Below are 11,323 nucleotides of genomic sequence, written 5' to 3'. Positions count from 1 at the left end.
TTGCAGCATTGTTCTTTTATAGGGTTTCTATCTTCCGGATGCCAGCCGCCGCGGAGCCGAAGTAAAGTAAGCACAAGCAATTTCGGGACTGGTATCAGTTCAAAGCGGGAATGGTGCGAGAGAATAGGGCCCAGGAGGTGCACAATCAGGCGCCCGGCGGCGGTGGAGTGAGCAAATAGGGCCCTGGAGGTGCACAATCAGGCGCCCGGCGGCGGTGGAGTGAGCAAATAGGGCCCTGGAGGTTGGCAATGGGGCACCCGACGGTTCTGGAGCGAGCGAATAAGGCCCTGGAGGTTCGCAATCGGGCCCCGGTGGGGGTGACGCGAACGTCCAGGGCCGCCATCCTGCTTGTCGTACGCCCCGTTATTTGAACAACCGCAGAAACTCCCGCATAAATCCCGGAAGATCCGGCCAGGCGTGGCCGGTCACCAGCTTGTCGTCCACATGCAGCGTATCCGGCGCATAGCGGGCGCCGAGACGCTCCACATCGGGGCGGCACGCGGTATAAGCCGTCATCGTTTTGCCTTCGAAATAGCGGGTATCCTGCAGAGCGACAAACACCTGGACCGCATGACAGATGGCGCCTACCGGCTTGTCCTGCTCCAGGAAGTGGCTCAGAATCCGCGGCAAATCTTTATCCCCGCGAATATATTCCGGCGCGCGGCCGCCGGGAATGATCAGCCCGTCATAGTCCGAAGGGTTAACGTCGGCAAAGGCGATATCCGCTTTTAACAAATGCGCGGGCTTCTCGGAGTATGTCTCCCAACCATCCACGAAATCATGCACGACGGTATGCAGCACCTTTTTGGTCGGCGCGGCAATGACGGCTTCGAACCCTTCCTCGAGCAGGCGGTAGTACGGGTAATACACTTCCAGCACTTCGGCGGCGTCTCCGGTCAGCAGCAAGATTTTCTTTGGCAACGGTGATCACTCCTTCGGAAAATGTTGGGGCGGCCTAAATCCGCCTCATTATCAGCATATCACACGATAGGAGCTGCGGACTATCCGCCGATAGGCCTGCGGCAGCGGAAAAATGTTGTATTAATATACGCAATAATGTATATTTATTTAAACAAGGAGGTAATCGAAGCATGCCTACAATCGACTGCGGCACCTTTGCCAGCCTCGGTTATCCGAGGATCGGCGAACGGTTGGAATGGAAAATAGCCCTGGAGCAATATGAAAGAGGCGAGCTGCGGGAGGACGAACTGGCCGTCCGGATGAAGGCGCTGCGTCTTGCCAACTGGCGCAAACAGATAAAAGCCGGGGTTCGCTGGATTCCTTCCGGCGATTTCTCGCTGTACGATACGATGCTCGATCATAGCTTGGCATTCGGAATCATACCGGAACGGTTCGAGCCGCTGCGGGAGCGGGATGCGGGCGGCATGCCGCTTTACTTCGCCATGGCGCGCGGCGTGGACGGCGTGCCGGCTTGCAAGACGGCGCAATGGTTCGATACTTTCTATCATTATGTCGTGCCGGAATGGACGGCGCGAACCCGGCCGAAGCTGCTCGCCAATCCGTGGCGGGACGCTTTCGAGGAAGCGCGCGGCGAGCTCGGGCTGGCGACGCGTCCGGTCGTGATCGGACCGTTCACGTTCGTCCGCTTGTCGAAGGGCGTCCGGTCCGCCGGCGTTCCGCATGCGGTGTGGACGCTGGTCCCTGTCTACGCTCAATTGCTCGGCGAGCTCGAAGCGGCAGGGGCCGAATGGGTGCAGATCGACGAACCGGCGCTGGCCGGGGACCTGGAGGCCGGGGATTGGAAGCTGCTTCAGGAAGTGTACGCCGCGCTTCGTCAGGCTGCGCCGAAGCTGAATGTCATGCTGCAAACTTATTTCGACGCCGTCGACAACGTCGGCGCGCTGCTCGAAATGCCCGTTGCCGGCGTTGGCCTCGACTTCGTTCACGATCGCGGCCGGCATGTGCGCGAACTGGCGGCGAACGGCTTTCCCGAGGACAAAATACTAGGAGCTGGCGTCGTAGACGGGCGCAACGTGTGGCGAACCGACCTGTCCGCCGCTTTGCGGCTGACGGAAACGCTGGCCGGGATCGTCGGCGAAGAGCGGTTGGTGCTGCAGCCGTCCTGCAGCTTGCAGCATGTTCCGGTGACGGTTCGGGGCGAGGAACGGCTGCACGGCCTCGGCAAGCTGGCGCTCGCGTTCGCCGACGAGAAGCTGAAGGAACTGGCCGTATTGGGGACCGCTATCCGGGAAGGCAGGCAAGCCGTCAAGCTCGATCTTGCCGACAGCGCGGTGTTGGCCGATGCGCTGCGGCGCTGTCCGGAACGGAATGGGCTCAGTGCCGGTAGCCGCGCAGCGGACAATGCGCCTTCCGGGAAGGCGACGGCAGCGCGGCGGCGCAAGCTGCGGCAGGCGCGGCTCGCGCTGCCGCCGTTATCGGCAGCCGCCGCCGGCGGTTTGACGCAGTCCCGGGAGCTGCGGCTCGCGCGCAAGCGCTGGCGGAGCGGAGAGTGGAGCCGCGAGCAGTACCTCGTCTTCATGCGCAGCCATGTCGCCGAATGGGTCGGACGGCAGGAGAAGCTCGGGCAGGACGTGCTGGAGCTCGGCGGAGCGGGGATGCACGGCACGGAGGAATATTTCACCGAGCAGCTGGACGGTTTTCTGATCACCGGGCGCGGGTGGGTGCAGTCCTGCGGTACGCATTGCGTGAAGCCGCCGATTTTGTTCGGCGACATCGCATACCGGACGCCGGTACTGGCCGAGGAGGCGGCATATGCCGCATCGATTGCGGATCGGCCGGTAAAAGCGATACTGCCCGGCCCGCTGACGCTGCTGAACCGCTCTTATGTCCGGACCGATATTTCGCGGCAGGATGCGGCCGGCCAGCTGGCCGCCGCGATCCGCACGGAGATCCGGGCGCTGGAGGCGGCGGGCATCGGCGTTCTGCAGCTCGACGAACCGGCGCTGCGCGAAGGGGCGCCGCTCAAGAAGCGGGAGTGGGACGGGTACTTGCAATGGGCGGGCGAGACGTTACAGCTTGCGACCGGTCAGGCCGCAGACGATACGCAGATCGAGCTGCGGCTGTGCTTCAGCGACGAAACCGAAATGCTGGATGCGTTGAAAGCGATGGATGCCGATCTTATATGGCTGGACGTTCCCGATCGTCCCGCCTGTATGCCCGGCGCGCTTGCGGAAACGGGCGCCGGCGGCGAAGCGGCGCACGAGTTTCGTCTCGCGGCAAAATAACGGCAAAGGGCGGCGGATCTTCATGATCCGCCGCCCTTGCGATATGTGATGGTCAGTACAACGATATCGTCAGCGTATCCATCTCGTTGCGCGCGTGCAGCGTCGCTTCGCTGCCGCTGATCTCCACGCTTATGAGCGACCGGAGGCAGCGCTGCAACGCTTTTTTGCCGGTTTCAAGCTTGCGGTTCAGAATAGCCGTCAGCTTGTCCAGCGCTTTGGTGTTATTATCGTAAAGGTATACCGGAATGTTTTGATTTTGAAACACAATCATCGTTCGCATCGCCCGTTCACTCCTCCGATCGGTGATCTTTTTTCGTTTCAGTATAATGGCGTTAAATTAAAATTTGATTAAAATGCGGTTACAGTTTCGTGATCAAAGTGAACTTTTCACGGAGGACGGATACGGGACGTCCGGCATGCGGGCCGCACGGATACAGCCCGCTGCGGATGCGAAGACGGTGTTTGCGGCTTCGTCAGGCGAGTCCGGCAGCCGCGTAGGCTTTGCGAAATCCTTCCGCAGATCTTGCAATCAGCGTTTCGGCGCTTTCCCGCGGCGGTTCGGGCGTGAGAATCTCCTGGGCGACGACGCCCTTGTACCCGATCCGATGCAGCGTCCGCAGGAAGGTTCCCAGGTCGATGACGCCTTCTCCGGGATACAGTCTGTCGTTGTCCAGCGCTTCTTCTACCGGCACGGCTTTGGCATCGTTCAGATGAACATGCGTAATTTGCTCCGGACGGAGCTTGGCGATCGCCGCTTCATCCGCTCCTGTCGTATACCAGTGGTAAGCGTCGAGCAGCAGCCCGACGTTCGGCTCGCCGATGGCGGCGATCCATTCCAGCGTATCTTCCATCGACCAGATAAACGGGTTGGCCCATCGGGTGCGCAGGTGGTGAGGTCCTACGAATTCAAGGCCGAGCGAGATGCCGTACGCGCCCAAAAGCCGCGCGCAGGTGCGCAGCCGCCTGGTGGCGACGGCCATGAAACGCGCCGCGTTGTCGTCGGTCGACGGCAGGATATAGGTGCAGCAGGCGGTGACGCCGAACTGCGCGGCGATTTCCGCATCTTGGGCCAGCTTGGGCAGTCCGGCGCGAAACTGCTCTTCCGATTCCCGCCATTCAACCGGCAGCCCGATGGAGCCGATCCGGACGCCGATAGCGTCGAGTGCGTCGAGCGCCGCGTCGAGTCCGGCTTCCTCGGCCCATTGACGGAGTTCGCCGCCGCTCGCGTCGACCGCGCCGAAGCCGTGTCTGGCCGCCAATTCCGCAAATTGCTTCAAACTGCCGGCATCGCCTGCGCCGGCCCGTGTCAATCCTTTAATCATCGTTAACGATTCCTCCTGATCGAATAGAATGGCGACACCAATGCGTTCTTGCCAATCGCTCGGCAAGGGCTCTTTTGCCGATACTCTCTTATCGTAGCGGAAACCGCCGGGAGGCTCAATGGCCGCTTTCGACCGATAACTGCCTACGTCATGGAACGGGGACCGCCCGCTTCCCGGTAATGAGCCGGCGAAACGCCGTGCTTGTTCCGGAATACGCGGTAAAAGTAGGAGTAACTCCCGAATCCGCACGTATCGGCAATCTGCTCCAAGGTCAGCGTGCTGTACTTCATCCGGTCCTCGGCGAGCGACAGCCGGACCTGCTGCGTATACTGCATAATTGTCGTTCCGAAGCATTCCTTGAACAGATGGACGGTGCGCGATACGCTGAGCCCGACATGGTCGGCCACTTCCCGTATCCGGAACGGGCGGGCCGCATGCTCGTCGATGAAGTTTTTCATCCGGGTGGCGATGAACGACCGGCTTTGCAGCACGGACTGGGTGGCGATGGCGCGGTCGAGACCGAGGCAGAGGGAGCGCAGCAAGTAATCCGACATTTCGCGGTCTTCCTCTTCGAACCTCCGCTTCTCCAGCACGAGTGCCCGCCAGATCGTCAGCAGCCGCTCGTCGAGGGCGATCCTGGTCTTCTGCGGCCGGGATTTGCGGTTCCACCATTCGTCCAGCCATTCGCCCCGGCACATGACGTAATAATCGCCGCTGGCGATGCCGCTTTCCGGTTCCGCCTGCCGCTTCGATACGATCAATTGATATTTGTCTCCCGGCCTGAACAGCAGCAGGTCTCCCGGCTCGATCCGCTGCATGCGGCCGTCCGCCAGCGCTTCGCAGCCGCCGTCGGTTTGCAGACGGAACAGGTAGCAGTCGAGCCCGTTCGGATAACCGTCCTGAAACGGCTGGCTGTGGAATGAATAGGCGCAGCTCAATATTTCCGTCGCCAGCATCGGTCTTCCTCCATCTTGCAGCAATATTGTACATGCCATAATTAGATTCTACATCTTCATGCAGCAGCTTTTCCACTATAATAATGTGACATGGAGGAGTGAAATAGGGAAACTGAAAAACCGCCTGTCGTCAGACGGCGGCGAACGAAAGGAAGAGTGCAGATGAAAATCGGATTGCAGTTGTACACAGTGCGCGACGACACGGCCCGGGATTTTGCCGGCACGCTGCGGCAAGTCGCGGAAATGGGGTATCAAGGCGTTGAATTTGCCGGCTACGGCGACCTGTCGGCCGGGGAAATGCGCGATCTGCTCCGGGAATTGAAGCTGGAAGCTTTCGGCAGCCACGTCAGCCTGGACCGGCTTGAGCATCATATTGACGAAGAGATCGAATATTTGAAGACGGTCGGCGCGAAATATGTCGTCTGCCCGTATTTGATGCCGGAACAGCGGGGCGATGAAGCCGCATGGCGCGCATTGTTCGAGAAATTCCGCGGCTACGGCGAACGGCTGTCGCGGGAAGGCTTCGTATTTGCCTATCATAACCACGATTTCGAATTCGAAGGCAGAATCGGAGATGACTATATCTTCGACGCGATGTACAAGACGGTCGATCCGTCCCTGCTGCAGGTGGAAATGGATATCGGCTGGGTGCAGTTCGCCGGTCAGGACCCGCTTGCTTATATCGCGAAATATGCGGGCCGCCTGCCGCTGCTGCATTTGAAAGATTTCCGCAAAGGGGCTCCGGGCGAGCCGATCGACACGGTCGAGCTCGGACGCGGCGATCTGGCGCTGCAAGATATTATCGCCGCGGCTGCGGCAGCCGGCACCGAATGGCTCGTCGTCGAGCAGGACCGCTGCGCCAATCCGCCGCTCGAGTCCGTCCGTACGAGTATCGAATGGCTGAAGAACAACGGACATTTGTCCGCATAGCAAAATGCTGTTGGGCCGCGAAAGCGGCCCTTTATGCTTCGGGCTCGTATATTGATAGAAGGAAGAAGCGGCTGCACGCTGCTCATCCCGGGCCGGCCGATGCTCATCCGGGAGCGGAGCGGATCAAGTATCGCTGCGAACTACACGGCGGAAACCGGCAAGCTTCGAAACAGATCGGACAAATTTCCCGGGAAATTCGCCCTGGACGGCAACGATGTCGAATAGCCGGATCGCCGTTTGCACGCGGGCAAGTTCCCGATCGGGAAAAGGGCTTTCCCCGTCACTGCAATGATGACTCGGGAGAGCCCGCTATGCCGATACCGGCGTTCAAGCTATAATGGAACAAACGGGAAATGAAAGGCGGCGGACGGCATGGGAATCGGACAGGAATTGTTGACGAGCGCGATCGGCACGTTCAAAAGCGCGAAGCGGCTCGGCGACCGCACGATCGAGCGATTGTCGGACGAGGAATTGAACCGGACGCCCGCGAGCGAGTCCAACAGCATCGCCATCATCGTCAAGCATTTGCACGGCAACATGATTTCGAGATGGACCGATTTTTTGACGACGGACGGCGAAAAGCCGACGAGACAGCGCGATGCGGAATTCGAAGGGGAACCGCTGACGAAGGAGGAGCTGCTCCGATTGTGGGAAAGCGGCTGGGATACGCTGTTCCGGGCGCTCGAGCAGTTGGGAGAAAGCGATCTGCTACGCACGGTCCGTATCCGGGGCGAAGCGCACACGGTCATCAAAGCGATCCAGCGGCAAGTGTCTCACTACGGGTACCATGTCGGACAAATCGTCTATATCGGCAAGCTGATCCGGAACGGGCAATGGGATTCGCTCAGCATTCCCAAGAAGAAGCCGTAACCTGAGCCATAACCTGAAGCGGAATCCGACGCTGCGTTCGAAACGGCGAACCGCCCGGCAATCGGACACGATTGCCGGGCGGTTCTGCGCTTGCCGCGCGGAATCTTACGCTTGCGAGGCCGGAACCGCCGCTGCTGCGGCGCTCGCCGCATAGGCGAACCGGTATGTGCCGGAGCCGAGCTTAAGCTCGAGTCCCGCATCGCCGCGGCGTACGCCGTGCACGCCGGCTGCCCGGTCGAGCGGCGTTCCGCTCTCGGTGACCGCATCCGGCGTCAGCGAGGCGGAGTCGGGCAGCGTCAGCGTGGCGGTCGTGTTCGGCGGCACGGTGACGGTCACTTCGATTTCGCCGTCCGGCTTGTCCGGCAGTTTCCAGGCGCAGCGGATTTCGCCGTACATCGAATCGAACGCTCCGTCGGCCCATGTCAATCCCGCCACAGGCTGCGGACGCAGCACGATCCGCTTGTAGCCGGGGGCGGAAGGATCGGTGTCGATGCCGGCGACGACGCGGTAGAGCCAGTCGCCGATCGAGCCGTACGCATAATGATTGAACGAGTTCATATCCTTGCTCCAGAAGGTACCGTCTTCGCGGATGCCGTCCCAATGCTCCCAGACAGTCGTCGCGCCTTTGGTCACCTGGTACAGCCAGGACGGGTATTCCGTGCGCAGCAGCAGCCGGGACGCGATTTCATGATGTCCGGCGGTGCTGAGCGCATGGTTCAAGTACGGCGTGCCGACGAAGCCGGTCGTCAAATGGCCGGCGTCCTCCACCAGCTTCGCCAGACGTTCGCCGATCCGCTTCCGGTCGTCGCCTTCCACCAGGCCGAACGTCAGGGCGAGCACATGCGCCGTCTGCGTCGGAACGGCGAGACGGCCGGCCGGAGTCACGAATTCCCGACGGAAGGCGGCGACGATCCGTTCGTGCAGCGCGCGAAGTTCCTCGGCGTCCGCCGTCTTGCCAAGCGCAATGGCGGCATCCCGCAGCAGGGAAACGGAGTAGGCGTAGAAGGCCGTTGCGATGAAATCGTTGTCCGTTGCGCCGAAATAGCTTCCCGGCTTGGAATCGAGCGCCAGCCAGTCGCCGAAATGAAAGCCCGTATTCCATAGCGCTTCGTCGCCGCCCTGCTTGCGGATGTATTGGATCCACGCGGTCATGCTGTCGTACTGGCGTTCCAGTATGCGCTTGTCGCCATAGACGAGATAGAGCGTCCACGGGATAATGACGGCCGCGTCGCCCCAGGCCGACGACGAATGCTCCTTCTCGGACAGCACGTTCGGAATGACGAACGGCACGCCGCCGTCTTCCAATTGGTCGGCTGCGAGATCCTGCAGCCATTTGCCGAAGAACGGCGCGACATTCATCAGGTATGTGGCGGTCCGGGCGAACATTTGCGCGTCGCCGGTCCAGCCGAGCCGTTCGTCGCGCTGCGGGCAGTCGGTCGGTACGTCGACGAAGTTGCCCTTGAGTCCCCACAAAATGTTGTGATGCAGCTGATTGACCAGCGGCTCGGAGCAGGCGAACCGGCCCGTCGGCGTCATGTCGGAATGGATGACGACGCCGGTGAACTGTTCCGGCTCGACCGGCTCGGGGAAGCCTTCGAGCTTGACGTAACGGAATCCCTGGAAGGTGTAGTGCGGCTCGTACGTTTCCGTTTCCCCGCCCTTCGCGCGGTAGGTGATCGTCTGCTTCGCGCTCCGCAAATTTTCCGTATAGAAATTGCCTTCCGCATCGAGCACCTCGGCATGCTGCAGCCTCATCTCCCGTCCGGCTTCCGCCCGAACCGTGAAGCGTATCCAGCCGACCATATTTTGCCCCATGTCGAGCACCGTCTCGCCCGCCGGCGTGCGCAGCAGCGCGATCGGCTTGATCGTCTCGATCGGACGGACGGGCTCGTTGTATTGGGCGGTCAGCCGGCTCTTGTCGAATTCGACCGTCTCGGCGGCCAGCCATGACGAATCGTCAAAAGCCGGCAAGCACCAGCCGGGCTGCTCCAGCGAGGCGTCGTACGTCTCGCCGTGATAGATCTCCGACATCAGCACCGCCGAAGGAGCGGCCCGCCATTCGCTGTCGGTGACGATCGTCTCCTCCGAGCCGTCGGCATACACAAGATGAAGCTGGAGGAGCGCCGCCGACCGGTCGCCGTAAATATTGCGTCTGTCCGACCAAGCGAGATTTCCTTTGTACCATCCGTTGCCGACGCCGATGCCGATGGCGTGCTTCCCGGGCGTCATCCGCTCCGTCACATCGTAGGTTTGGTATTGCAGCCGCTTGTTGTAGCTCGTCCAGCCCGGCGTCATATACCAGTCGCCGACGCGCCGGCCGTCGAGCTGCAGCTCGTACACGCCGTGCGCGGTGGCATAGATGCGGGCGGAGACAACGCCGTCGCGGACGTCGAACGTCCGGCGGAAGATCGGACAGGCTTCGCCAAGCGCCGCCAAATGCGCTTCCGGGTAGGCAATCCATTGCGCCTGCCATTCCCGGTAATCGAGCAAGCCCGTTTCCCACCAGGCCGTTTCCGACCAGTCGGACGTTTCGCCGCCGTTATCCCATGCCTGTATGCGGTAGTAATAAACGGTTCGGGACTTGACGGACAGGCCGTCCAGCTCGATATGTGTCGAAGCGTCGCTTTCCACCTTGCCTGAATCCCAAACGATCTGCCGAAAAGCATCGTCAAGCGATACCTGAATCCGATAGGCGGTCTGCAGCACGTCGCGGCGATCCCCCTGAAGCCGCCAGCTGATGCGGGGCCGGCGTTCGCCGATGCCGATGGGGTTGCGACGATATTCGCAGCGCGGGTCGATCACGTTCAACATCGTATTCTACCTCCTCTTTGTCCGCCGAATCGCGGATGCTCATTTGCGAAATAGACGCTGATAGACGTTTTACTTATAATTATCATTATAAAAAAAGAAAGCGTTGCCTCTCCCGGCAATGATGCCATTCTTCCCCGTTGAACGCGACATCGCGTCAGCTCGGCGTCCGGGAGAAACGCCGGGGTCCATACTGCGGAGGTGAGTGCGAATGGCAACGGCGCGACCGTCTTTTATGTTAAAAAGCGATTATTACTTTACCGAAAACGTCCGTTTATTCGTCAACCGCGCTCTCGAAACGTTCGATCTCGCCTATCACGCCCATGACTTTGTGGAGCTGGCGTATGTCGCCGAAGGCTTTGGCTTCCACCATATCGGGGACGCGGCGGAAAGGGTCGGCAAAGGCCGGCTCTATGTTATCCCGGTCGGGGTTTCACACGTATTCCGCCCGGCTTCGGCCAATCAGGAAGAGCCGCTCGTCGTTTACAACTGCGTCATTGCGCCGGACCTGTTGGCATCGCTTCGGGAAATGGCCGAGCCGATTCTTCGGACGCAGTTCGATTTCTTGATGGAAGAAAGGAGCGAATGGTTCTCCGTACCCGATCACGACGGGACGATCGAACGGCTGCTTTACGGGTTGCATCGGGAATTTGCCTTTCGGCGCAGCGGCTCGACGACGATGATGTATGCGATGCTGCTGCAGCTGCTGGTGTCGGTGTTCCGGGCCAGGCAGGAATGCCCGGAATTGCCCGCGGCTGCCGCGCCGAATGCGCTGTACGACGTGCTGGCCTGGCTGGACGAGCATTACGGGGAGCCGCTCGACATCGCTTCCCTGGCCGGACGGTGCGGCTTCAGCAAGCGGCATTTTCAGCGCTTGTTCAAGCAGTATACGGGACAAACGTTTGCTCGTTACATGCAAAGTCTGAGAATTCGCAAAAGCTGCGACATGCTCCGCGAAACCGGAGACAAAATTCAAGCTGTGGCGGAACGGGCCGGTTACCGCGATATCGATTCGTTCAACCGGGTGTTCCGCCGCATCGTCGGCATGACGCCAGGCGCATACCGGCAGCAAATGCAAGAGCCGTCCCCGTCCGATCCCGCCGTTCGATCGCAAATCCCCGCCGGAGGCGGCGCTTAGCCGCCCCCGAAACTTGCTGCGTCGCGCCCTTTCGGGACGAAGCTTTCGCATACCGCTTCTTTTCCGCACACGCTTCTCTTGCGTGAAGCTTTC

Annotated in this window: 10 protein-coding genes; 5 read left to right on the top strand and 5 right to left on the bottom strand. The window is 60.7% G+C overall.

All coding sequences use genetic code 11. The annotated features are described in order from the left end of the window. Window positions 1-363: 363 nt before the first annotated feature. Entirely contained in the window at window positions 364-921 is a 558-nt protein-coding gene (locus PACILC2_RS05065) for a DJ-1/PfpI family protein (RefSeq protein ID WP_213527879.1), read from the bottom strand. 170 nt (window positions 922-1,091) lie between these two features. Here PACILC2_RS05065 and metE point away from each other — a divergent pair, with 170 nt between their 5' ends. Then, complete coding sequence (gene metE, locus PACILC2_RS05060) at window positions 1,092-3,206, top strand: 5-methyltetrahydropteroyltriglutamate--homocysteine S-methyltransferase (protein ID WP_213527877.1); 2,115 nt, start codon at window positions 1,092-1,094, stop codon at window positions 3,204-3,206. 52 nt (window positions 3,207-3,258) lie between these two features. Here metE and PACILC2_RS05055 read toward each other — a convergent pair whose 3' ends face one another. The 3 genes from PACILC2_RS05055 to PACILC2_RS05045 all read right to left on the bottom strand — a co-directional run bounded on the left by PACILC2_RS05055 (window position 3,259) and on the right by PACILC2_RS05045 (window position 5,484). Beyond that, window positions 3,259-3,486 (bottom strand): hypothetical protein, encoded by a 228-nt coding sequence (locus PACILC2_RS05055; protein ID WP_062491313.1) that lies wholly within the window; start codon window positions 3,484-3,486, stop codon window positions 3,259-3,261. A gap of 193 nt (window positions 3,487-3,679) precedes the next feature. After that, window positions 3,680-4,528, bottom strand: coding sequence for a sugar phosphate isomerase/epimerase family protein (locus tag PACILC2_RS05050; protein ID WP_213527875.1), 849 nt, complete (start codon window positions 4,526-4,528; stop codon window positions 3,680-3,682). A gap of 143 nt (window positions 4,529-4,671) precedes the next feature. Then, window positions 4,672-5,484 (bottom strand): helix-turn-helix domain-containing protein, encoded by an 813-nt coding sequence (locus PACILC2_RS05045; RefSeq protein ID WP_062491317.1) that lies wholly within the window; start codon window positions 5,482-5,484, stop codon window positions 4,672-4,674. A 162-nt stretch (window positions 5,485-5,646) separates the two neighbouring features. On the opposite strand from PACILC2_RS05045, the gene PACILC2_RS05040 reads away from it, so the two are divergent. The 3 genes from PACILC2_RS05040 (at window position 5,647) to PACILC2_RS05030 (ending at window position 7,284) form a co-directional block, all read left to right on the top strand. Then, window positions 5,647-6,414, top strand: coding sequence for a sugar phosphate isomerase/epimerase family protein (locus PACILC2_RS05040; protein WP_213527873.1), 768 nt, complete (start codon window positions 5,647-5,649; stop codon window positions 6,412-6,414). 33 nt (window positions 6,415-6,447) lie between these two features. After that, a complete protein-coding gene (locus PACILC2_RS05035) occupies window positions 6,448-6,639 on the top strand; it encodes a hypothetical protein (RefSeq protein ID WP_213527871.1) in 192 nt (63 codons plus the stop codon). 147 nt (window positions 6,640-6,786) lie between these two features. Continuing rightward, on the top strand, window positions 6,787-7,284 hold the full coding sequence (locus PACILC2_RS05030) for a DUF1572 family protein (RefSeq protein WP_213527869.1): 498 nt from the start codon (window positions 6,787-6,789) through the stop codon (window positions 7,282-7,284). A gap of 105 nt (window positions 7,285-7,389) precedes the next feature. Here PACILC2_RS05030 and PACILC2_RS05025 read toward each other — a convergent pair whose 3' ends face one another. Next, window positions 7,390-10,095 carry a family 78 glycoside hydrolase catalytic domain gene (locus PACILC2_RS05025; RefSeq protein WP_062491323.1) on the bottom strand — a complete coding sequence of 902 codons (2,706 nt, stop codon included), beginning with the start codon at window positions 10,093-10,095 and terminating at the stop codon, window positions 7,390-7,392. Window positions 10,096-10,303: 208 nt separating this feature from the next. On the opposite strand from PACILC2_RS05025, the gene PACILC2_RS05020 reads away from it, so the two are divergent. Further along, window positions 10,304-11,230 carry an AraC family transcriptional regulator gene (locus PACILC2_RS05020; RefSeq protein WP_213527867.1) on the top strand — a complete coding sequence of 309 codons (927 nt, stop codon included), beginning with the start codon at window positions 10,304-10,306 and terminating at the stop codon, window positions 11,228-11,230. Window positions 11,231-11,323 lie beyond the last annotated feature (93 nt).

Source organism: Paenibacillus cisolokensis, from assembly GCF_018403665.1.
Taxonomy (GTDB): Bacteria; Bacillota; Bacilli; order Paenibacillales; family Paenibacillaceae; genus Paenibacillus_AH; species Paenibacillus_AH cisolokensis.
This window is presented reverse-complemented; position numbering and strand designations above follow the sequence as displayed.

What these genes read in the sequence shown, in the direction of transcription:
- PACILC2_RS05040 (WP_213527873.1), top strand. Translation starts at nt 5,647, where the DNA reads ATGAAAATCGGATTGCAGTTGTACACAGTGCGCGACGACACGGCCCGG.
- PACILC2_RS05020 (WP_213527867.1), top strand. Translation starts at nt 10,304, where the DNA reads ATGGCAACGGCGCGACCGTCTTTTATGTTAAAAAGCGATTATTACTTT.
- PACILC2_RS05030 (WP_213527869.1), top strand. Translation starts at nt 6,787, where the DNA reads ATGGGAATCGGACAGGAATTGTTGACGAGCGCGATCGGCACGTTCAAA.
- PACILC2_RS05025 (WP_062491323.1), bottom strand. Translation starts at nt 10,095, where the DNA reads ATGTTGAACGTGATCGACCCGCGCTGCGAATATCGTCGCAACCCCATC.
- metE (WP_213527877.1), top strand. Translation starts at nt 1,092, where the DNA reads ATGCCTACAATCGACTGCGGCACCTTTGCCAGCCTCGGTTATCCGAGG.
- PACILC2_RS05045 (WP_062491317.1), bottom strand. Translation starts at nt 5,484, where the DNA reads ATGCTGGCGACGGAAATATTGAGCTGCGCCTATTCATTCCACAGCCAG.
- PACILC2_RS05050 (WP_213527875.1), bottom strand. Translation starts at nt 4,528, where the DNA reads ATGATTAAAGGATTGACACGGGCCGGCGCAGGCGATGCCGGCAGTTTG.
- PACILC2_RS05035 (WP_213527871.1), top strand. Translation starts at nt 6,448, where the DNA reads ATGCTTCGGGCTCGTATATTGATAGAAGGAAGAAGCGGCTGCACGCTG.
- PACILC2_RS05055 (WP_062491313.1), bottom strand. Translation starts at nt 3,486, where the DNA reads ATGCGAACGATGATTGTGTTTCAAAATCAAAACATTCCGGTATACCTT.